The organism is Edwardsiella piscicida (assembly GCF_021733145.1).
Classification (GTDB): Bacteria; Pseudomonadota; Gammaproteobacteria; order Enterobacterales; family Enterobacteriaceae; genus Edwardsiella; species Edwardsiella piscicida.
The window spans coordinates 323,503-345,450 of the sequence record NZ_CP090968.1 but is presented as its reverse complement, the minus strand read 5'-3'; the positions used below and the strand labels follow the sequence as shown (position 1 = coordinate 345,450).

Below are 21,948 nucleotides of genomic sequence, written 5' to 3'. Positions count from 1 at the left end.
TTCAGGCCCGGATTCGTTTTTTCTCGTGCTGCTTCCGCGGCAACGCCGTGACCACGGCCGGTGAGGGACATGGTCACGATGCGCTGCCCGCTAGGCTAGCAGCGGCGCGCGGCGCATTACATCATGCCGCCCATACCGCCCATGCCACCCATACCGGCAGCACCCAGGTCAGCTTTCTCTTCCTTCGGCAGATCGGTCACCATGCACTCGGTGGTGATCATCAGACCGGCAACAGAGGAAGCGTACTGCAGCGCAGAGCGGGTTACCTTGGTCGGATCCAGGATACCCATATCGATCATGTCGCCGTACTCTTCGGTCGCCGCGTTATAGCCGTAGTTACCTTCGCCGGCCTTCACGTTGTTGGTGACCACTGACGGCTCTTCACCGGCGTTGGCCACGATCTGACGCAGCGGCGCTTCCATCGCGCGCAGCGCAACCTTGATACCGACGTTCTGCTCTTCGTTGATGCCTTTCAGATCAACCAGCTTGGCCGCTACGCGAACCAGCGCCACGCCGCCGCCGGCCACCACGCCTTCTTCCACCGCAGCACGGGTTGCGTGCAGGGCGTCTTCTACGCGTGCTTTCTTCTCTTTCATTTCAACTTCAGTTGCCGCGCCAACCTTGATAACGGCTACGCCGCCCGCCAGTTTAGCCACGCGCTCCTGCAGTTTTTCACGATCGTAGTCAGAGGTCGCTTCTTCGATCTGCTGACGGATCTGAGTAACACGACCCTGAATGGCAGACTCTTCGCCCACGCCATCGATGATAATGGTGGTGTCTTTGTTGATGACCACGCGTTTAGCCTGGCCCAGATCTTCCAGCGTCGCTTTTTCCAACTCCATACCGATCTCTTCAGAGATAACGGTACCGGCGGTCAGGGTAGCGATATCCTGCAGCATCGCCTTACGACGATCGCCGAAGCCCGGCGCTTTCACCGCAGCCACTTTCACGATACCGCGCATGTTGTTGACCACCAGGGTCGCCAGCGCTTCGCCTTCAACGTCTTCGGCGATGATCAGCAGCGGCTTACCGGCTTTAGCAACGGCTTCCAGCACCGGCAGCATTTCGCGGATGTTGGAGATCTTCTTGTCAGCCAGCAGAATGAACGGGCTTTCCAGCTCAACGGCGCCGGTTTCCGGCTTGTTGATGAAGTACGGAGACAGGTAGCCGCGATCGAACTGCATACCTTCAACCACGTCCAGCTCGTCCTGCAGACCGGTGCCTTCTTCAACGGTGATAACGCCTTCTTTACCCACTTTTTCCATGGCTTCAGCGATCAGCTGGCCCACGGTGTCGTCGGCGTTGGCGGAGATGGTCCCTACCTGCGCAATGGCTTTAGAGTCAGAGCACGGTACAGACAGCGCCTTCAGCTCTTCAACGGCGGCGGTCACGGCTTTGTCGATGCCGCGCTTCAGATCCATCGGGTTCATACCCGCAGCCACGGCTTTCAGACCTTCGTTAACGATAGCCTGTGCCAGTACGGTTGCGGTGGTGGTGCCGTCACCGGCGGCGTCATTCGCCTTGGAGGCGACTTCTTTCACCATCTGCGCGCCCATGTTCTCGAACTTGTCTTCCAGTTCGATTTCACGCGCAACGGACACGCCGTCTTTGGTGATGGTCGGAGACCCGAAGGATTTATCCAGGACCACATTACGGCCTTTCGGACCCAGGGTCACTTTCACTGCGTCTGCCAGAACGTTCACGCCGCGCAGCATTTTTACGCGGGCGTCATTACCAAATTTTACGTCTTTAGCTGCCATTATCTTTGTCCCTTAAATTCGTTCAATTGGATATTGCGAGCGCTATGCGGATGCGGCGATTACGCCTCAACGATGGCCAGAATGTCGCTTTCGGACATGATCAACACTTCTTCATTGTCGATCTTCTCGGCTTTCACGCCATAACCATCGTTGAAAATCACGGTGTCACCGACCTTCACGTCCAGCGGTTTCACGTCGCCATTCTCCAGAATGCGACCATGACCCACGGCGATGACTTCACCACGCGTGGATTTGCCCGCTGCGGAACCGGTCAGAACGATGCCGCCAGCAGACTTGGACTCAACTTCTTTGCGCTTGACGATCACACGGTCATGCAATGGACGAATTTTCATTGATAGCTCTCCTTTGAGAAAGTCCATATCGTTTAGGGTTGAAAGCCAGACACGGGCGATGACGCCACGCTCCGGACTCATGCTTTGCTAGATTGGGGCGCCGCTTCCCACCTTCAAGGGGGCGCGACAAAAAAATTCGCTTTTTTTTAACCTGCGAAAGCCGAAGATGCAACCCAGAAATGACAGCGGCCCGCCGGAAAGGCGGGCCGAGGGGATTCATTTATTATCCAGACGCTGACGATCGTCATCCTTGCGCTCAAACTCACCGTCAAAGGTATGGCCGCCGCCGCCCGGTCCACCGCCCGGTCCGCCGCCATCGCCCGGACCACCGCTGCGGTAGATACGGAAATAAGGAAGCAGCTTCAGCGCCAAGCGCTTCTGCACCGGCGGCAGCATCAGCAGCAGGCCGAGGAAGTCCGTAAAGAACCCCGGCAGCAGCAGCAGCAGACCCGCCATCACCAGCGACACGCTTTTAATCATCTCTGCGGCGGGGCTCTCCCCCATCGCCAGCTTCTGCTGCATCTGCATCAGCGTCTTCATTCCCTGATTACGCACCAGCGATGCACCGAGGCAGGAGGTCAAGATCACCAGCAGCAGCGTCAATGCAACGCCTAAAACGGCAGCGACTTTGATAAAGATCGATATTTCAATATAGACATAAAAAAATATCAGGATAAAGGGCAACCAGCGCAAACGGTGTCTCCTATTTAAACGACTGTTTCATTGTTTACACGAATGTAAATAAAAAACGAGTACTTTAAAAATAAAATTATATTGGAGTCAAAAAAAACGTCCATATAATTCGTATGGTGTTATTTTAATCGCTGTTTTTTCGCTAACTCTTGTTAGTTATTTACATTATCTGTGAGTATTATCACAGATATGAGAATCAAAGGGATAAGATACACCATATAGTGATCTAGGTTCATACTTTTCCCTCCTAGCAGCATATGATCGTGTCCATAAAAGAGAGAACGGTGAATTCTCTCTGTTGTTCCTTAAAGAAAATTAATTTATTAGCTAATTTACTATTCGGCATCAATGAAAGAAGGTTCTCATGTCAAATAACATCCGTATTGAAGAAGATCTATTAGGCACTCGTGAAGTTCCCGCAGACGCTTATTATGGCGTTCACACCCTGCGTGCGATGGAAAACTTCTACATCAGCAACGACAAAATCAGCGATATTCCTGAATTTGTTCGCGGCATGGTTATGGTTAAAAAAGCGGCAGCGCTGGCTAACCGTGAACTGCAGACTATCCCGCGTAAAATTGCTGATACCATCATCCTGGCCTGCGACGAAGTCCTGAACAACGGCAAATGCATGGACCAGTTCCCGGTAGATGTTTTCCAGGGCGGCGCCGGTACCTCCGTTAACATGAACACCAACGAAGTGCTGGCCAACATCGGTCTGGAGCTGCTGGGTCACAAAAAAGGTGAATACCAGTACCTGAACCCGAACGACCACCTGAACAAATGCCAGTCTACCAACGACGCTTACCCGACCGGTTTCCGCATCGCCGTTTACGCTTCCATCATGAAGCTGATCGACGCGATCAAAAACCTGCGTGAAGGCGTTGACCGTAAAGCTGACGAATTCAAAAACATCCTGAAGATGGGCCGTACCCAGCTGCAGGACGCCGTACCGATGACCCTGGGCCAGGAATTCCACGCATTCAGCGTACTGCTGAACGAAGAAGTGAAAAACCTGCAGCGCACCGCTGAACTGCTGCTGGAAGTCAACCTGGGCGCTACCGCTATCGGTACCGGTCTGAACACGCCGGAAGGCTACCAGAAACTGGCCGTGCAGAAGCTGGCTGAAGTCAGCGGCCTGCCGTGCGTACCGGCTGAAGACCTGATCGAAGCCACCTCTGACTGCGGTTCCTACGTGATGGTTCACGGCGCGCTGAAACGCACCGCGGTTAAACTGTCCAAAATCTGTAATGACCTGCGTCTGCTCTCCTCTGGTCCGCGCGCTGGCCTGAACGAAATCAACCTGCCGGAGCTGCAGGCGGGTTCCTCCATCATGCCGGCTAAAGTTAACCCGGTTGTGCCGGAAGTGGTTAACCAGCTGTGCTTCAAAGTCATCGGTAACGACACCTGCGTCACCATGGCAGCAGAAGCCGGTCAGCTGCAGCTGAACGTTATGGAGCCGGTTATCGGCCAGGCTATGTTCGAATCCATCTCTCTGCTGACCAACGGTTGCTACAACCTGCGTGAGAAATGCATCGACGGCATCACTGCCAACAAAGAAACCTGCGAAAAATTCGTCTTCAACTCTATCGGTATCGTTACCTACCTGAACCCGTTCATCGGTCACCACAATGGTGATATCGTAGGTAAAATCTGTGCTGAAACCGGTAAGAGCGTACGCGAAGTTGTGCTGGAGCGCGGCCTGCTGACTGAAGCGCAGCTGGACGACATTTTCTCTGTTGAAAACCTGATGCACCCGGCTTACAAAGCTAAACGCTATACCGATGAAAGCGAAAAATAATTAACGCATCGGATTGTTAAAGGCACGTCTGGTCCCATGGTCAGCCGTGCCTTTTTATTGACAGAGTTGAGAGTAAAACAAGAATTATTATCATTACATTTTAAGGAGAAACACTATGCTAGTTCTAGAACTGGTAATTGTTCTGCTGGCGATTTTCTTGGGGGCCAGACTGGGCGGGATCGGGATCGGCTTCGCCGGTGGTCTCGGGGTATTGGTGCTGGCCGCCATCGGCGTTGCACCGGGTAAAATTCCGTTCGACGTAATCTCTATCATCATGGCCGTTATCGCCGCTATCTCTGCAATGCAGGTTGCCGGTGGTATGGACTACCTGGTTCACCAGACTGAAAAAGTTCTGCGTAAGAACCCGAAATACATCACCATTCTGGCGCCGATCGTCACCTACCTCCTGACCATCTTCGCCGGTACCGGCAACATCTCCCTGTCTGCGCTGCCGGTTATCGCCGAAGTCGCTAAAGAGCAGGGTATCAAACCATGCCGTCCGCTCTCCACCGCCGTGGTATCCGCACAGATCGCCATTACCGCATCACCGATCTCTGCCGCCGTGGTTTACATGTCTTCCGTGATGGAAGGCCACGGTATCAGCTACCTCCATCTGCTGATGGTTGTGCTGCCGTCCACCTTCCTGGCGGTCCTGGTGATGTCTCTGATCGTCTCCTGGTGCTTTGACTCCAAACTGTCCAACGATCCGGTATACCGCAAGCGTCTGGAAGAGGGTCTGATCACGCTGCGCGGCGACAAGCAGATTGAAATCAAAAAAGGCGCACAGACCTCTGTATGGCTGTTCCTGCTGGGCGTTGTTGCCGTGGTGGCCTATGCCATCATCAACAGCCCGAGCCTGGGCCTGGTTGCCAAACCGCTGATGAACACCACCAACGCCATCCTGATCATCATGCTGAGCGTGGCCACCCTGACCACCATCATCTGCCGTGTCGATACCGATAACGTACTGAACTCCAGCACGTTCAAAGCCGGTATGAGCGCCTGTATCTGTATCTTGGGCGTGGCTTGGCTGGGCGATACCTTCGTTTCTGCCAACATCGACTGGATCAAAGAAACCGCCGGTACCGTTATCCAGAATCATCCGTGGCTGCTGGCCGTCATCTTCTTCTTCGCCTCTGCCCTGCTGTACTCTCAGGCCGCTACCGCGAAGGCGCTGATGCCGATGGCCCTGGCCCTGAACGTCTCTCCGCTGACCGCCGTTGCCTCCTTCGCCGCGGTGTCTGGCCTGTTCATCCTACCGACCTACCCGACGCTGGTCGCCGCAGTACAGATGGATGACACCGGTACAACCCGCATCGGTAAACTGGTCTTTAACCACCCGTTCTTCATCCCGGGTACCCTGGGTGTGGCCCTGTCAGTTTGCTTCGGCTTCCTGCTGGGCAGCGTTATGCTGTAATCTCGCACACATCACGTTAACGGGGCGCACTGCGCCCCGTTGTCATTTTTGCGCCCGTTTGCGCCTGACAAGCCCGCCCCCCTCACGGTATAGTGTCGAAATCATCATCAACACTGGCAACGCCGCGAGGTCCACTATGTCCCAGACCGTGACTCCCTTTACCGCCGCTGCGGCGGTTCCCGTTGACCACAGCGATGCCGTCGTGGTTCTGTGCACTGCGCCGGACGAAGCCTGCGCGCAGGAGCTTGCCGCCGCCCTGCTCGGCGAAAAGCTGGCGGCCTGCGTGACCCTGATCCCCGGCGCCACCTCCCTCTACTACTGGGAAGGAAAGCTTGAGCAGGAGTATGAAGTACAGATGATCATCAAAAGCGAACGGCGCCATCAGCAGGCCCTGCTCGCCTATCTGAAACATCAGCATCCTTACCAAACGCCGGAGCTACTGGTCATTCCGGTGCAGGCAGGAGATCAAGACTACCTATCATGGCTCAACGCATCTTTGCGCTGATTGCGCTGTTTATTACGACCCTGCTGCCCGCCCAGGCCTCCCTGTTCGGCGAGCAGCCTCGCTTTGTTCCGGTCAATCAGGCCTTTGCCTTTGACTTTCAGCAACGGGGCGAGCATCTGACGCTGCGCTGGCAGATCCAGCCCGGCTATTACCTGTACCGTCAACAGATCCGGATTACGCCCCATCAGGCCCAGCTAGGTCCTTGGCAGCTACCGCCGGGGATCCCCCATCACGACGAGTTTCAGGGGGAGACCGCCATCTTCCGCGACGGCCTCAGCCTGACGCTGCCCCTGCTCAGCGCCGCGGCGGGGGGCGAGATAAGCGTCACCTACCAGGGCTGCGCCGCCGCGGGCTTCTGCTACCCGCCGGAGACGCGGCGCATTCCCCTTGAGGCGATAACCGCGACCGCCGGCGCCTTACCGTCCCCCGGCGCGGCGACGGCGAACACGGAGCACGCGCCAACGCTGCCCTTTCCGGCGCTGTGGGCGCTGCTGATCGGCATCGGCATCGCCTTTACCCCCTGCGTCCTGCCGATGTACCCCTTGATATCCGCGCTGATCCTGGGCCAGAAACAGCGCCACGGCTGGGGGCATACCGCCCTGCTGGCGCTGGTCTATGTACAGGGAATGGCCATTACCTACACCGTGCTGGGCATGGTGGTGGCCGCCGCCGGGCTGCGCTTCCAGGCCGCGTTTCAGCACCCCTACGTGCTGATCGGCCTCTCGCTGCTGTTTATCCTGCTGGCGCTCTCCATGTTCGGGGCGTTCACCCTGCAGCTGCCCGCTTCGCTGCAAACCCGGCTGACGCTATGGAGCAACCGCCAGCGCAGCGGGTCGCTGCTCGGCGTCTTCGTGATGGGCGCCCTCGCCGGCCTGATCTGCTCTCCCTGCACCACCGCGCCCCTCAGCGCCATTCTGCTGTATATCGCCCAAAGCGGTAACCTGTGGGTCGGCGGCGGTACGCTCTACCTCTACGCGCTGGGCATGGGGATCCCGCTTATCGCAGTCACGCTGTTTGGTAACCGGCTGCTGCCGCGCAGCGGGCCGTGGATGCAGCATGTGAAAGAGGGATTTGGCTTTGTGATCCTGGCGCTGCCGGTCTTTCTGCTGGAGCGTATACTGGGCGAAGCCTGGGGCATGAGACTGTGGAGCCTGCTTGGCATCGCCTTCTTCCTGTGGGGATTCAGCCTCTCCCTGCACGCACGCCGCCGCGGTACCCGCCTTTGGCAGATCCTGCTGCTGGGCGCCGCGCTGATCTGCGCCCGCCCGCTGCAGGATTGGGTCTTCGACGGTGCGCCGCGCGCCAGCACCGGCGTCAATGAAACCCTGGCGTTCCAGCCTATCGACTCCCCACAGCAGCTGGCTCAGGCGCTGGCGCAGGCCAAGGCCCGCAGGCAGCCGGTGATGCTGGACTTCTATGCCGACTGGTGCACCGCCTGCAAAGAGTTTGAGAAATATACCTTCAGCAATGATGCTGTGCGTAGCCAGCTGGCGGGCACCCTGCTATTGCAGGCAAACGTGACCGCCAATACCGAGCAGCACGCCCAGCTGCTGCAGCAGCTTAACGTACTGGGACTGCCGTCGATCCTGTTTTTCACTCCCGATGGGCAGCCGTTAGACAACGCACGCGTCACCGGTTTTATGGACGCCGAGCGTTTTCTGGCGCACCTGCGGCAGCTGCCGCAGGCGCAGTGACGGGCGACGCCCTTCATCATGAGGAGAACCGAATGCAACGGGAGCACATCCTGACGCAGGCGCTGCGGCGCCTGGAGCAACATGGTCTGGCCGACGCCACGCTGCCCGCCCTGATCGATAGCGAAACGCTGCCCCTTGATCAGGCGCGCCGCTACTGGCCAGACAGCGAGGCCCTGCTGTACGACTGTCTGCGTTTTCACGGCCAGCAGATCGATACCTGGCGCCGACAGCTCCTGCTAAATGACACCCTGAGCCACGATGACAAAATCCTGGCCCGCTATCCGGTGCTGGCAGAGCATGTCGAGCAGGGGCGTTTCCCCGGCTGTCTGTTTATTTCGGCCTGCATCCAGTACCCCGCCGCCGACCACCCGATCCATCAGCTGGCGTCTCGGCAAAAGCAGGCGTCGTTTGATTTTACGCTGCACCTGCTGCAGGAGAGTGAGATTGGCGATGCCTCACTGGTCGCACACCAGATGGAGCTGGTGCAGGAGGGATGTCTGAACCGGCTGCTGGTCAGCCGCCGACGTGAGGATGTCGATATCGCGCTGCATCTGGCGCAGGACATCCTGCACATCGCCCACTGCCGACGGCATGACGCCCTGAGCTAAGCCGCGTAAAACATAAATATCCCCCGGCACAGTCGGGGGTTCACGACACAAAAAAGCCACCTCTCTAGGAGGTGGCATACACAACACACTACGGAAACCGCGGGCGATTATTTGCCGTCGACCAGCGTTACGCTGTCGGTAATAATCCCTTCTTCAGCGCCCTTCAGCGCCAGGTTAGCCTCATAGTACTTGCCCGCCTTCAGCAGGCTCTGCGCATGAGCGACGGCCTGACGGGTCTGCTTCAGCGGCATCAGATACTGCGTTTCGGTAATCCCCACGCCGGCTAAGCGCAGCTCTTCCAGCGCGCCCTTACGATCGCCCTTGCTCAGCTTTTCGTTCGCCTTGGCGATCGCCTTCTGTTTCTCCGGCGTCGCCACAAAGTCTTCAGACAGCGCAATCGACGCGTTGATGATCACATAGTTATCACCGGCCAGCGGCGCCTTTTTATCCGACTTGATAAAGGACTTCCAGTCGGTGCTATCGTCGGCCAGCAGACCCGCAGACTGATCGGTCAGCTTGGTCGCAACATCCGGATAGCCGCGGAACAGCGCAACGCGCGCATACTGCATATCACGCATTGCCGTAAAGCCCTGCTGAGCCACTTTAGCCACATCCTGCACCTGTTGGGCAGACAAACCGGCGGCGGCTGCAGCGGCGCTCGCTGGCGCGGTCGGCGCGGCGTCGGCCGCCCAGGTAAAGGTAGAAAACATCGCCAGAGAAAGAGCAGTTGCTGTCAAAATACGTTTCATAATCTTGGCCCGTTTATCCCATACTGGTTAAATCGTTAACTCGCTCGTTGCAGCGGAGGCGCTATACACTTTCCTCCCGCTGACCCATTTAGTTATAGACGCCGACCAAGTCATGTCAATTGCATCACCTCCCCTGCCATTCAGCGGCAAAAAAAGCGCACACTCCCCGGCCTGCACCGCGTACAGCGCGGGTCCAAAATTTAATCTTCATTACATAGATAAATAACCTAATGTTTTAAATCATATTATTTATTTCTAGCGTTAACAGAATAGCACGCTTAGCTACCCCTGCGGCGCTAGCACCGCGTTCAACATCTGCGTTGATATCGCCATTAGCCTGAAAAACAGCGATTCCAGATACCCCAGAGACAAAAGCTGACAAAACGGCGGCGAGCACAATGTACGACGCCCGTAGCCAAGCCCCCGATAAGGCGCTGACAACGAGGCGCCGCGGCTCTCGCCTGGCCGTGGGGGAAACGCTGATTTTATCTCCAGATGAACTGCCAGGCCGATAAAATCGTTGACGCGCCGGGCGCAATACGGTTTAATGCGCCCCGTTGCCCGGATAGCTCAGTCGGTAGAGCAGGGGATTGAAAATCCCCGTGTCCTTGGTTCGATTCCGAGTCCGGGCACCACTTCTTCTAAAAACCCTGCCTTATGGCGGGGTTTTTGCTTTTTGAATCGGGAGATTGCTGGCATCCCTGTCGTTAGCATCTTCACCCTTCTCCAGTCCCACGTCCCAGCAGTACCGAATAAGCCTCACGATAAAGCCCAGCAAAGACCGAAACGGCAGCAGATGACATCTGAAGCGTGGTTTTCCAGGCGCGATACCCCACTATCGGCAAAGGCGAGCTTAAGCGTGACCGTGAAACGGAACACCTTGAAGAGGCAAAATCCCCGGGAGCCTCGTCATGAAGATCGTGCGAGTCTCCGGCTGTTGGCCCATGCCCCGACCTCGTGGTAGGGCAAGGGCCCACAGACGCTATAGCGCGCTGATAATCAGGTAGATCACGGCGGCTAGCGCCATGCTGCCTCCCAGCAGCAGCAGGGCGATCGCCCAGCCGAGATTTATCCGCCGCGTTTTTTTATGCAACGCCGGCGCCTGCCGCTTTAACTGCCACATCCTTTGCTCCTTATCCCGTAGACGCTTCGCCATCGCTCCGTGACGGCACCTCGACGCCGGGCACCAATACCATGATATCTCCTCTCATCATACTGGTAATCACGTTATCTTGCCGTCATCCGATTCTGAGACTTTCGCCAGCCATGCCTCCAGCGCCGCCAGTCCCTCCCGGATCGGCTCGTCAAGCGCCGCCGCCGTCAGCGGGGCTCGCTCCAGCGCCAGGCAGGCATCCGCTACGCCGCGCATTCCCAGGCTAGCACAGCTGCTCTTCAGGCGGTGCGCAAGCCCCTTCACCTGGTCGGCGTCTCCCGCGGCGCGGGCCGCTGCAATCTCAGCCAGCAGCGGTAGCGAGTGCTGACGAAACAGCGCCAGCCACTCCGTCAGGCACGGCTGGCCAAAGGTCGCCACATCCTCCGCTAGCTGTTCGTCATCCAGCGGTGCTGCGATCTGCCGCACTATGCGGGTCGGTCGCACAGTACTGTGCTCACCGTCGGCCAGCGCATGGGCAATCAAGCGACACAGCTCTGCCCGCGGCACCGGCTTTTGGATCATGCCGCAAAACAGTGGACGGATCCGTCGATGCTGAGCCTCATCCAGCACATGCGCGCTAAAACCGATGCGCTTCAGCTGCGGGTAGGCCTCTGCCATCTGGCGCGCCAGCGTAGGTCCGTCGCTGTCCGGCAGATCAAAATCCACCAGCGCCGCATCGAACGCCGTATCCCGCGCCAGTAAGGCCTGCGCCTCCGCGGCGCTACCGGCGATATGAACCTGAACGCCCGCGCTCTGCAGCATCTCTGCGCTGATACGCTGGCTAAGCGGATTATCCTCGATCAGCAGCAGACGGCGACCGACCAGCGACCATGCCTGCGCAGGCGCCTCCGGCGGCGGCAGCGCCGCCCGACGCAGCGGTAAACGCAGGCAAAAGCGGCTCCCCTTGCCCGGGGTACTGCTCAGCTCCAGACTTCCCGCCATGGCCTGCGCCAGGCCGCGGCAGATGGCCAACCCCAGCCCCGTACCGCCGCGTCGGGCGCTCAGCTGCACAAATGGCTGAAATATGGCCGCCTGCTGCGCCGGGTCGATGCCGCAGCCGCTGTCCTGAACCGCTATCCACCAGTGCGTCTCATCGCAGCCGCAGCTCACGCAAATCACCCCGCGCTCGGTAAAACGCAGGGCGTTGTTCAGCAGGTTCATGACGATCTGGCGAATCCGGCGCGGATCGCCCTGCAGCCAGGCCGGTAACGCATCAGCGTAGTCATGCGCCAGGCGAAGCGGACGCTCGCGCAGCCGCCCCTCCGCCAGACGCAGCAGACTGTCCAGCAGCTGGCGCGGTGAAAACGGCTCATCGTTTAGCACCACGCTACTGCTGCCGGCTTCGATAGCCGAATAGTCCAGCACATCGTTCAACACCGCCAGCAGCGACTCACCGGAGTCGTTGATCGCCTGGACATAGCCCCGGCTCTGGGGAGAGATCGGCTGCTCTGCCAGCAGCTGGGCGGTGCCCAGAATGCCGTGCAGCGGCGTACGGATCTCGTGGCTCATCGCCGCCAGAAACGCCGACTTGGCCCGATCGGCGTTCTCCGCCTCTGCGCGGGCCTGACGGTGCTCAACCACCAGCGCCTGCAGCTCGGCGGTGCGCATCTGTACCAGATCGGCCAGATGCTGACGCTGATGACGCAGGGCGCGTACGCTGGTGCGAAATGCCTCCATAAGACGTCCGATAGTATCCAGCTCGCGCACCCCGGCGCGATCGGGAAAGGGGGAGTCGAAGTCGCCGTCCAGCAGGCGCTGCAGCGCGGCCGTCTGATGGGCCAGCGGCTGAGAGAGCGAGCGGTAAACCACGCGCCACAGGATCAGGCACAGCGCCAGCAGCCCGGCGCCCCCCAGCAGCGTCAGCCAGGTCAACCCCAGACGACGCGCCTGCTGCAGGTGCTCTAGTGCGGCGGCATTGCGCAGCTCAATATCGCTCACCTGGCGGCTTATCTCCGCGCTAAAGCGGGTAAAGAGATCCAGATTGTTCTGTGACAGCGCCTGTAGCCGGGCGTAAATATCATTATCCTGGCGGTACAGATCGACCAGCGTACGGTACTGCGCAACCTGCCCCAGCGCCTGCGCTATCTGGGCGCGAATGCGCGGATCCTCAACCCGCTGCTGGCGGCGCTGCAGGATGCGCAGCGCCTGTGCCAAGCGCTCCTCCTGTTCGCTCAGCGCCAGACGGCCGCTGTCGCTCTCCAGCGCCATGATCATCTGCTGGACCCGCAGCGCGCTCAGGCGTAGCTCGCTCATCTGATTCAGGTACTCCAGATCGATATCGATCAGCCGATCCAGCGCCTGCTCCGCCGCCGCTGCCCGTCGCTGCTCAATCAGATCATAGATACCCGCCTGGGTCGCACCGGCGGCCGTCGCCGCGTTGCTGGCCTGCCCTTTGGCCAGCTCGGCAATCTGCTCTGCCGCCGCCGCCACCTGCGCGCTGAGCGCCCGCGCACGCATACGCAGCTGCAGACGCTGACCCACCAGCGCCCCCTGCTCTCCCAGCGAACGGGTGATCTCCGTCTCCTGCTGGGCGATGGTATCGATATCGAATCCCTGGCGGCGCAGCTCATCCAGCAGACGGCTGATCTTCAGGCTCTGCGCCGTCAACATCTGCCCCTGAGCCAGCCACTCCCGTTCGCTGTCCGCATTGCTCAGGCTCTGGGCCGAAAACAGCTCATAGGCACCGGCCTCGCTCAGCTGGCGCGCCATGTTCATGGTCGGCAGCAGGGCCTGCGTATTGGCCTGCTCCACCCGGCCCACGTAGTGCAGGCTAAACCAGCCCACCAGCACGCTGCCCAAGGTTAACGCCGCCATCAGCGCAAAAGCCAGCCATAGCCGGCGAGTCAGAGAAGGCGTCCCCATAGCGCTCCCGCGTCGTAAAAACGTTGAGTTAATCCGTGATAAGGCACTAGCATAAAGGCTTACCCATCACGAGGCTATTATGTACCGACGGCACACCCTGTTCCTATGTCTGCTTTGGCTGTCCACCGCGACGGCGCACGCCGATGCTCCGCTGCTGCGCTGGCCGTCGGATCGTCAGTCCGTTCAGCTGCGCCAACCCCCGCTGCACGCGGTTAAGCGCTGGAAGCTGTGCGCCCTCTACCCCAGCCTAAAAGATGCCTACTGGCTCTCGATCAACGATGGAATGATCCGGGCCGCCGACCGACTGGGCGTGACGCTGAAGGTATTCGAGGCCGGCGGCTATCGTCAGCAGGCGACCCAGCGCGAGCAGATGGCCCTGTGTCGCGACTGGGGGGCCGATGCCATACTGATCGGCAGCAGCACGGCCCGCTTCCCGGCGCTGGCGACGCTGGCCGCAGGGATCCCGCTGATCGAGGTCGTCAACGCCCTGCACGATCCCGCCATCCGCACCCGGATCGGCGTCCCGTGGTTCCAGATGGGCTATCAGCCGGGACGCTATCTGGCGCAGCGCCTCGGCCAGCGCCCGCTCAAGGTTCTGCTGATGCCCGGCCCGCGCGACGCCGGCGGCAGCCGGGAGATGAGCGATGGCTTTAAGGCGGCGCTGAGCGGCAGCCGCCTGCAGATCGTGGACGTCGCCTACGGCGACAATGACATCGAGGTGCAGCGCAATCTGCTGCAGGACATGCTGGAGCGCCACCCGGATATCGATGTGGTGGCCGGTACCGCGATCGCCGCCGAAGTCGCCATGGGCGAGGGGCGTAACCGCGCCACGCCGCTGACCATCGTCTCATTCTATCTCTCGCACCAGGTTTACCGCGGCCTGAAGCGCGGACGCATTCTGGCCGCCGCCAGCGACCAGATGGTGTGGCAGGGCGAGCTGGCCGTCGAACAAGCCCTGCGCACGCTGCAGGGAGAGCGCGTGCCGGACAACGTCAGCCCGCCGATCCTGGTGCTCACCCAGCGCAACGTCAGCAGCGCGCTGGTTCGCCGCTCGCTCTCTCCCCTGGGCTTTCGCCCGGTCTACCTCTATCAGCCCGCGCCGAAGGCAGAGTAAGACGCGGTCAGGCGACCTCGGCCGCCAGAAAATAGCCCTCGCCGTGCTGGGTCACGAACAGATCGGGGCGCAGCTTGGCGCGCAGACGGCGGATTAAGACATCCACCGTGCGCACATCGGGGCTGTCGACCCGGTGCGATGAAAGCATGCGCAGCAGCCGCTCTCGGCTTAAAATTGCGCCGGGATTGGTCACAAAGGCCAGCAGCATTTCATACTCGGCGCGCGTCAGCCGGATCGGCTCGTCGTCCAGCGTCAGCGTATGGCGCGACACGTTCAGGCAGTAGCCGGCGAACAGATAGCAGTTATCCGCCGCGGGCTGCGCCTGGCGCGCCAGATCGATGCGCCACAGCAGGTTCTTCACCCGAACCACCAGCTCGCGCAGCTCCAGCGGCTTGGTGACGTAATCATCCGCCCCCATCTCCAGACCGACGATACGGTCGATGCGATCGCAGCGGCCGGTGACCAGGATGATCCCCACCGTCGAGCGCTCGCGCAGCGCACGCGTCAGCATCAGTCCGTTCTCATCGGGCAGATTGATATCCAGCAGGATCACATCGACCGGCTGCAGCAGCATCAGCTCGCGCAGCCCAGCGCCGCTGGCGGTCACCGAGACCTGGTATCCCTCTTGGACAAAGTAGTCGCGCAAACGCGCCTGCGTCACCGGCTCATCTTCCACAATCACAATGTGGTGCGTCATGGCCACGGCCCACCGTTAGCTGTTCATATCTGTTCATATTCTGACGTATCGTGTTCACGCTGACCAGTGACCCTGTTCATATTTAAACAATAAGATCGCGTATAACCCCAATTCCCTCATCATGACAGGATCTTGCGATGAAAAATCTATGGAACAGGCTGAATCGCCCCAGCGCGCGCTGGTCGGTACTGGCGCTGTTGGCGCTGGGCATCGTCATCGGCCTGGCGCTGATCGTTCTGCCGCACGTCGGCATCAAGCTGACCAGCAGCACCGAGTTCTGCGTCAGCTGCCACAGCATGCAGCCGGTCTACCAAGAGTATAAGCAGTCGGTACATTTCAAAAACGCCTCCGGCGTGCGCGCCGAGTGCCATGACTGCCACATTCCCCCCGATGTGCCGGGCATGGTGAAACGTAAACTGGAAGCCAGTAATGATATCTACCAGACCTTCATCGCCCATTCGATCGACACCCCGGAGAAGTTCGAGGCCAAGCGCGCCGAGCTGGCCGAGCGGGAGTGGAAGCGGATGAAAGAGAATAACTCGGCGACCTGCCGCTCCTGTCATAACTATGATGCGATGGATCACGCCAAGCAGCATCCAGAGGCCGCCAAGCAGATGGCCATCGCCGCCAAGGATAATCAGTCCTGCATCGACTGTCATAAGGGCATTGCGCATCAGCTGCCGGACATGAGCAGCGGCTTCCGCAAGCAGTTTGCCGAGCTACGTCAGACGGCCAGCGATGACGGCAACACCCTGTACACCCTGGATATGAAGCCGATCTACGCCGCCAAAGGCGACAAAGAGCCGGCCGGTTCCCTGCTGCCCGCCTCCGAAGTCACCGTGCTGAAGCGCGACGGCGACTGGCTGCAGGTGCAGATCGAAGGCTGGACGGAGACCAATGGCCGCCAGCGCGTGCTGTCCCTGCTGCCGGGCAAACGTATCTTCGTCTCCTCTATCCGTGACCAGGTACAGCAGAACGCCAAGACGCTGGAGAAAACCACCGTCGCCGCCACCGGCGTAGAGTGGAGCAAGCTGCAGACCACCGCCTGGGTACAAAAAGGCGACCTGGTCAATAACATCAAGCCGATCTGGGCCTATGCCGATGCGCTGTACAACGGCACCTGCAACCAGTGCCACGGCGCGCCGGAGAAAGCACACTTTGACGCCAACGGCTGGATTGGCACCCTCAACGGCATGATCGGCTTCACCAGCCTGGACAAGCGGGAAGAGCGCACCCTGCTCAAATATCTGCAAATGAACGCCTCAGACACCGGCGGCGCCGATCAGAAACACTAAGGGAGAGACAATCGATGAACCATAACGAAAGTGTCCGCATATCACGCCGCCGTTTTCTGTCACAGCTCGGCGGACTCACCGCCCTGGGCATGTTTGGCCCCTCCCTGCTGGTCAGCCGCGACGCGCAGGCACAGGCCGGTACGGCCGCCGCGGGCGGCGTACAGGAAGGGATCCTGACCGGTTCACACTGGGGCGCCATCCGCGCCACGGTGGTGGATGGCCGCTTTGTCGCCGCCAAACCCTTTGAGAAGGACAGCTACCCCTCCAAGATGGTGGCCGGTCTGCCGGATCATGTACACAATACGGCCCGTATCCGCTACCCGATGGTACGGATCGACTGGATGCGCAAGCGCCACCTCAGCGATACGCGCCAGCGCGGCGATAACCGCTTCGTCCGCGTTAGCTGGGACGAGGCGCTGGATCTGTTCTACCAGGAGCTGGAGCGCATCCAGACCACCTATGGCCCCAGCGCCCTGCTGAGCGGCAGCGGCTGGCAGTCGACCGGCATGTTCCACAACGCCGCCGGCATGATGGGACGGGCGCTGGCGCTGCACGGTAACAGCGTGGGCACCGGCGGTGACTACTCAACCGGCGCCGCCCAGGTGATCCTGCCGCGGGTCGTCGGCTCCATGGAGGTCTATGAGCAGCAGACCTCCTGGCCGCTGGTGCTGAAAAACAGCAAGACCATTATTCTGTGGGGCTCCGATCTGCTGAAGAACCAGCAGGCCAACTGGTGGTGCCCAGATCACGATGTCTATCAGTACTATGCCCAACTGAAAGAGAAGGTCGCAAACGGTGAGATCCGCGTCGTCAGCATCGATACCGTGGTCTCCTCTACCCATGACTACCTGGGGCGCGACAAGGTGCAGCATATCGCCGTCAATCCCCAGACCGATGTGCCGCTGCAGCTGGCGCTGGCTCATACCCTGTACAGCGAGAAGCTGTACGACGCCCACTTCCTGGACAACTACACCGTCGGCTTCGACCAGTTCCTGCCCTATCTGCTGGGCACGCAGGACGGCCAGCCGAAGGATGCCGAGTGGGCCGCCAAACTGACCGGCATCGACGCCGAAACCATCCGTGCCCTGGCGCGCCAGATGGCCGCCGGACGGACTCAGATCATCGCCGGCTGGTGCGTACAGCGTATGCAGCACGGCGAGCAGTGGTCGTGGATGATCGTGGTGCTGGCCGCCATGCTGGGACAAATCGGCCTGCCGGGCGGCGGCTTTGGCTTTGGCTGGCACTACAACGGCGCGGGCACCCCGAGCCGCAAAGGGATCATCCTCAGCGGCTTCTCCGGCGCCACCACCATCCCGCCGCTGCACAACAGCAGCGACTACCGCGGCGCCAGCAGCACCATTCCCATCGCCCGCTTTATCGATGCCATGCTGGAGCCGGGCAAAAAAATCGACTGGAACGGTAAACAGGTGACCCTACCGGCGCTGAAAATGTGCGTCTTCGCCGGCACCAACCCGTTCCACCGTCACCAGCAGATCAACCGCATGATCGCCGGCTGGCAGACGCTGGAGACCGTCGTCGCCATCGACAACCAGTGGACCTCCACCTGCCGCTTCGCCGACATCGTCCTGCCGGCCACCACCCAGTTTGAGCGCAACGATCTGGATCAGTACGGCAACCACTCCAACCGCGGCATTCTGGCGATGAAACAGCTGGTACCGCCCCAGTTTGAGGCGCGTAGCGACTTCGATATCTTCCGCGAGCTGTGCCGACGCTTTAACCGTGAGCAGGCCTTCACCGAAGGGCTGGACGAAATGGGCTGGATCAAGCGGATCTATCAAGAGGGCGCGCAGCAGGGCAAAGGCCGCGGGATCCACCTGCCGACGTTTGACGCCTTCTGGAACGGCAGCGGCTATATCGAGTTTGACGATCCGCAGCTGTTCGTGCGTCATCAGGCCTTCCGCGACGATCCGGATCTGGAGCCGCTGGGCACCCCGAGCGGCCTGATCGAGATCTACTCCAAGAGCATTGCCGATATGCACTACGGCGACTGCCAGGGCCACCCGATGTGGTTCGAAAAGGCCGAACGCTCCCACGGCGGCCCCGGCTCGGCGCGCTTTCCGCTGCACCTGCAGTCGGTGCACCCGGACTTCCGTCTGCACTCGCAGCTGTGCGAATCGCCGACGCTGCGGGCGCACTACAGCGTCGGTGGACGCGAGCCGGTCTTTATCAGTCCGCAGGACGCCGACGCGCGCGGGATCCGCAACGGCGATATCGTCCGGGTATTCAACGATCGCGGCCAGGTTCTGGCCGGGGCCGTGGTCTCCGATCGCTATGTGCCCGGGGTGATCCGCATCCACGAAGGCGCATGGTACGACCCGGACCGCGGCGGCGTGGCGGGGGCCCTGTGTAAATACGGCAACCCCAATGTCCTGACGCTGGATATCGGCTCTTCGCGGCTGGCCCAGGCCACCAGCGCCCATACCGCCATCGTTGAGGTGGAGAAGTACCGCGGCCCGCTGGATCCGGTCACCGCCTTCAATGGCCCGCAGGAGATGGTGGCGCAGTGTCAGTACGTACCACTGCAGACGGAGGAGACGCCATGAGCACCGCCGGCCCGTTGACGGCGCAGCACTATGCCTGCCTGTACGCCTGGCTGGCCGGGCTGTTCGCCCACGAAGCGGACGAGGCGCAGCTGGCCCGTCTGCGCTCGCCCGATACGCAGGCCTGGCTCGACCTGCTCTGCCAGCAGGCGCCCCTGCGCCCGGCGCTGCAGCACCTGCAGGCGGCGCTCGCCGCGCTGGAGACGCGCCCGGACGCCCGTCTGGAGCTGGCGGCAGACTTCGCCGGTCTGTTTTTGCTGTCGCAGAAGCGGGCGGCGCTGCCCTATGCCTCCTGCTATCAGGGAGAGACGCCGCGCTTTCGCCAGGCGATCTGCGTGGAGATGCAGTCCCTGCTGCGCCAGGCCGGCATGCAGCTGAACGCCGACTTTCACGAGCCGGAGGATCACCTGTCCATCTTCCTGGAGCTGCTCAGCCATCTGAGCTTCGCCAGCGCAGAGCAGCCGGAGCACCAGGAGAGCGAACGGATGCAGCTACGCCGTACCACCCTGAACCTGCTGCTCGGCTGGCTGCCGGCGTTCAGCGCACGCTGTGTCCGCTACGATCCGTTTGGTTTCTACGGCGCCCTGAGCCAGCTGCTGCTGGCGCTGGTTCAGCAGGATGCCGACCTCAACGCCGTCGAGCGCGTATCACCGGCCGCCACACCAGGGCCCATTGCCGGATAACAATAAAAACAGACGAAAATCGATTTCGGGCGGAATTATCCGCCCGTTTTTTTTTGCGCGGGAGAGACTCAGTCCAGCCGACAGTGGCTGTCGGGGCAGATACGCGCCAGGTGGGTATGATCGTTGATCATATCGCGCAGGTTCGCCTCGATCGTATGGGCCATCGCGTTCAGGGGCAGGTCGTTGGCCTCGATGCCAAACGGGTCCTCTAGCTCCTCCGCCAGGGCATCCAGGGCGATGAAGGTATACGAGATAAACACCGAAACCAGCGGCGTCATATAGTGCAGATCGGAGACCAGAGCAAAGGGCAGCAGCGCGCAGAACACATACACCGTGCGATGGACTATCAGGCTATAGGCGAACGGGATCGGCGTATTGGAGATGCGCTCACAGCCCCCCAGGATCACCGACAGCTGGTTCAGGTTAGTGTCGATGGTCTGGAAGTCGATATCGCTCAGGTAGCCGCGCCGACGCTGCTCGCCCAGCCACTGCCCCATCAGCTGCAGCAGCCGGTTACAGGGGGAGCAGCTCCCCAGCACCGCCGCCTTATCCTGCGAGGGCAGCAGACGGGTCAGCTCCATGGCCATCGGTTCATGGCGCAGATGGTGCTTCAGCGCATAGGAGAACGCGGTCAGCAGCATGGCGAAGCGCCGATGCTCGCCGCCCGGATGCGGCATCAGACTGATGGCCTGGCGCATCAGAGAGCGGGTGGTGATCAGCAGCGATCCCCACAGCACCCGCGCCTCAATAAAGCGGGCATAGCTGGCGTTATTGCGAAAGCCGAGGAAGATGGCGATGGCCACCCCCAGCAGGCTGAAGGGGCCCAGCGTCAGGTTAACGTTAAAATCCTCATGCCACAGGTAGCACATCACCGCCAGGCAAGAGACCATGAAATTAAGGCTGAGACGAAAAAGAATATTCGGCAACACCGAACCGTGCCAGACGAACAGGCGCCGGAACCAGTGCTGGGGGGGTCTAACGATCATACTGAATTACTCGGAAAAACGACACCGCGCACATGACTGGGGGAACATCCCTACGACGGCCGTCCCTGCGCGGTACGGGGCGGCGGCGCGCCAGTGTACGCCTGTGTCGCGCGCAGCGGCAACAGGCAGATCCCTCCGCGGCGAACGGGTGAGGAAAAAAACGCCATACTGCCTATACTCCCGGCAGAAAATACTGTCGCTTCACGGTTACGCGCTGGAAGTCACCGTTGCCAGGGCCATTCTCCTGCGACTGCACTCTTTTTTTGCAGCCTGGCCGATCATGGATTATTAATAGCAAACATACCGTTAACGTATGCGACGGTGTGATGCACCATCTAACGGGACAGCGGGGCACCGGGTCCCCTGTCAGGAACGCCCGTTTGGCGGGTTAGGGAGTCACCATGATTTACTTCGATCGCAACCGTCTGCTGCAGCTGGATCCGCGCTTCCTTAAGCAACAGCGCGTCTCACTGCTGATCCTGTCGCTGCTGCTGCTGCTCGGCGGCCTGTTCTGCCTGTTCCGTCCGCTGGCCTCCGGCAACGCCCTGAGCGCCGTGGTCGGCATTCTGCTGCTGCTCAGCGGCGTAGGGCTTATCATCGGCATGATTGCCAATCGGGCCAATAACCTCTGGCCGATGATCGGTGGGATATTAATGGGCGCTGCCTATCTGGTGATGGGCTTTATCTTCATCCGCAGCCCAGAGGTCGGCCTGTTCACCGTCGCGGTCCTGGTCGCGACCCTGTTTGCGCTGGGGGGGATCGCCCGCCTGATGGCCGGCGTTAAGCTCAAGGGCGCCCACGGCGGCTGGCTGCAGGTCATCATCGGCCTGCTGGATCTCCTGATCGCCTGGATGCTGATAAGCGCCGGACCACAGGGCTCCATACTGCTGGTCACCATGATCGTCGGTATCGAAATGCTGTTCAGCTCTTTCAGCCTGTTCCAGGTCGCCCAGCTGCTGAAGCAACGCTAAGCGCCCTCTCCCATGACTAACGGGGCGCGATAGGGCGCCCCGTTGC

General features: G+C 60.4%; 18 protein-coding genes and 1 tRNA gene. 11 read left to right on the top strand and 8 right to left on the bottom strand.

The genetic code is table 11. The annotated features are described in order from the left end of the window. Positions 1 to 116: 116 nt before the first annotated feature. The 3 genes from groL to L1P05_RS01550 form a co-directional block, all read right to left on the bottom strand. Positions 117 to 1,760 (bottom strand): chaperonin GroEL, encoded by a 1,644-nt coding sequence (gene groL / locus L1P05_RS01560; RefSeq protein ID WP_012847190.1) that lies wholly within the window; start codon positions 1,758 to 1,760, stop codon positions 117 to 119. Between the two features lie 59 nt (positions 1,761 to 1,819). Next, positions 1,820 to 2,113 (bottom strand): co-chaperone GroES, encoded by a 294-nt coding sequence (locus L1P05_RS01555; RefSeq protein ID WP_005296032.1) that lies wholly within the window; start codon positions 2,111 to 2,113, stop codon positions 1,820 to 1,822. A gap of 216 nt (positions 2,114 to 2,329) precedes the next feature. Continuing rightward, positions 2,330 to 2,806, bottom strand: coding sequence for an FxsA family protein (locus L1P05_RS01550; RefSeq protein WP_012847189.1), 477 nt, complete (start codon positions 2,804 to 2,806; stop codon positions 2,330 to 2,332). Between the two features lie 364 nt (positions 2,807 to 3,170). Between L1P05_RS01550 and aspA the strand changes: the two genes are divergently transcribed. The 5 genes from aspA (at position 3,171) to dicD (ending at position 8,831) form a co-directional block, all read left to right on the top strand. Next, positions 3,171 to 4,607, top strand: a complete 1,437-nt coding sequence (gene aspA, locus L1P05_RS01545; protein ID WP_012847188.1) for an aspartate ammonia-lyase — start codon at positions 3,171 to 3,173, stop codon at positions 4,605 to 4,607. A gap of 115 nt (positions 4,608 to 4,722) precedes the next feature. Continuing rightward, positions 4,723 to 6,024, top strand: a complete 1,302-nt coding sequence (locus L1P05_RS01540) for an anaerobic C4-dicarboxylate transporter (protein WP_012847187.1) — start codon at positions 4,723 to 4,725, stop codon at positions 6,022 to 6,024. 136 nt (positions 6,025 to 6,160) lie between these two features. After that, complete coding sequence (cutA, locus tag L1P05_RS01535; RefSeq protein ID WP_012847186.1) at positions 6,161 to 6,529, top strand: divalent cation tolerance protein CutA; 369 nt, start codon at positions 6,161 to 6,163, stop codon at positions 6,527 to 6,529. After that, on the top strand, positions 6,505 to 8,223 hold the full coding sequence (locus L1P05_RS01530; RefSeq protein WP_012847185.1) for a protein-disulfide reductase DsbD: 1,719 nt from the start codon (positions 6,505 to 6,507) through the stop codon (positions 8,221 to 8,223). The genes cutA and L1P05_RS01530 overlap by 25 nt, the downstream gene beginning before the upstream one ends. A gap of 32 nt (positions 8,224 to 8,255) precedes the next feature. Next, positions 8,256 to 8,831: a division control transcriptional repressor DicD gene (gene dicD / locus L1P05_RS01525; protein ID WP_012847184.1), complete on the top strand. Its 576-nt coding sequence runs from the start codon at positions 8,256 to 8,258 to the stop codon at positions 8,829 to 8,831. Positions 8,832 to 8,938: 107 nt separating this feature from the next. Here dicD and L1P05_RS01520 read toward each other — a convergent pair whose 3' ends face one another. Continuing rightward, entirely contained in the window at positions 8,939 to 9,580 is a 642-nt protein-coding gene (locus L1P05_RS01520) for a YfdX family protein (RefSeq protein ID WP_012847183.1), read from the bottom strand. Between the two features lie 559 nt (positions 9,581 to 10,139). Here L1P05_RS01520 and L1P05_RS01515 point away from each other — a divergent pair. Next, positions 10,140 to 10,215: transfer RNA gene (locus L1P05_RS01515), tRNA-Phe, on the top strand. Positions 10,216 to 10,562: 347 nt separating this feature from the next. Here the strand turns inward: L1P05_RS01515 and L1P05_RS01510 are convergent. Both L1P05_RS01510 and torS read right to left on the bottom strand, forming a co-directional pair. Next, positions 10,563 to 10,703 (bottom strand): hypothetical protein, encoded by a 141-nt coding sequence (locus tag L1P05_RS01510; protein WP_012847180.1) that lies wholly within the window; start codon positions 10,701 to 10,703, stop codon positions 10,563 to 10,565. Positions 10,704 to 10,802: 99 nt separating this feature from the next. Continuing rightward, positions 10,803 to 13,595, bottom strand: coding sequence for a TMAO reductase system sensor histidine kinase/response regulator TorS (gene torS / locus L1P05_RS01505; protein ID WP_012847179.1), 2,793 nt, complete (start codon positions 13,593 to 13,595; stop codon positions 10,803 to 10,805). Positions 13,596 to 13,674: 79 nt separating this feature from the next. Between torS and torT the strand changes: the two genes are divergently transcribed. After that, a complete protein-coding gene (torT, locus tag L1P05_RS01500; protein ID WP_012847178.1) occupies positions 13,675 to 14,709 on the top strand; it encodes a TMAO reductase system periplasmic protein TorT in 1,035 nt (344 codons plus the stop codon). 7 nt (positions 14,710 to 14,716) lie between these two features. On the opposite strand, the gene torR is transcribed toward torT, so the two are convergent. Beyond that, a complete protein-coding gene (gene torR / locus L1P05_RS01495; RefSeq protein ID WP_015460770.1) occupies positions 14,717 to 15,406 on the bottom strand; it encodes a two-component system response regulator TorR in 690 nt (229 codons plus the stop codon). 137 nt (positions 15,407 to 15,543) lie between these two features. Between torR and torC the strand changes: the two genes are divergently transcribed. The 3 genes from torC to torD are packed head-to-tail and all read left to right on the top strand — an operon-like array spanning position 15,544 to position 19,945. Further along, positions 15,544 to 16,701 carry a pentaheme c-type cytochrome TorC gene (gene torC / locus L1P05_RS01490; protein ID WP_012847176.1) on the top strand — a complete coding sequence of 386 codons (1,158 nt, stop codon included), beginning with the start codon at positions 15,544 to 15,546 and terminating at the stop codon, positions 16,699 to 16,701. Between the two features lie 14 nt (positions 16,702 to 16,715). Beyond that, positions 16,716 to 19,265 carry a trimethylamine-N-oxide reductase TorA gene (gene torA, locus L1P05_RS01485; RefSeq protein ID WP_012847175.1) on the top strand — a complete coding sequence of 850 codons (2,550 nt, stop codon included), beginning with the start codon at positions 16,716 to 16,718 and terminating at the stop codon, positions 19,263 to 19,265. Next, positions 19,262 to 19,945, top strand: coding sequence for a molecular chaperone TorD (torD, locus tag L1P05_RS01480; RefSeq protein ID WP_012847174.1), 684 nt, complete (start codon positions 19,262 to 19,264; stop codon positions 19,943 to 19,945). The genes torA and torD overlap by 4 nt, the downstream gene beginning before the upstream one ends. Before the next feature lie 68 nt (positions 19,946 to 20,013). On the opposite strand, the gene L1P05_RS01475 is transcribed toward torD, so the two are convergent. Beyond that, positions 20,014 to 20,931 (bottom strand): bestrophin family protein, encoded by a 918-nt coding sequence (locus L1P05_RS01475; RefSeq protein ID WP_034168123.1) that lies wholly within the window; start codon positions 20,929 to 20,931, stop codon positions 20,014 to 20,016. Positions 20,932 to 21,332: 401 nt separating this feature from the next. Here L1P05_RS01475 and L1P05_RS01470 point away from each other — a divergent pair, with 401 nt between their 5' ends. Next, a complete protein-coding gene (locus L1P05_RS01470; protein WP_012847172.1) occupies positions 21,333 to 21,902 on the top strand; it encodes an HdeD family acid-resistance protein in 570 nt (189 codons plus the stop codon). The last annotated feature ends 46 nt before the right edge of the window (positions 21,903 to 21,948 follow it).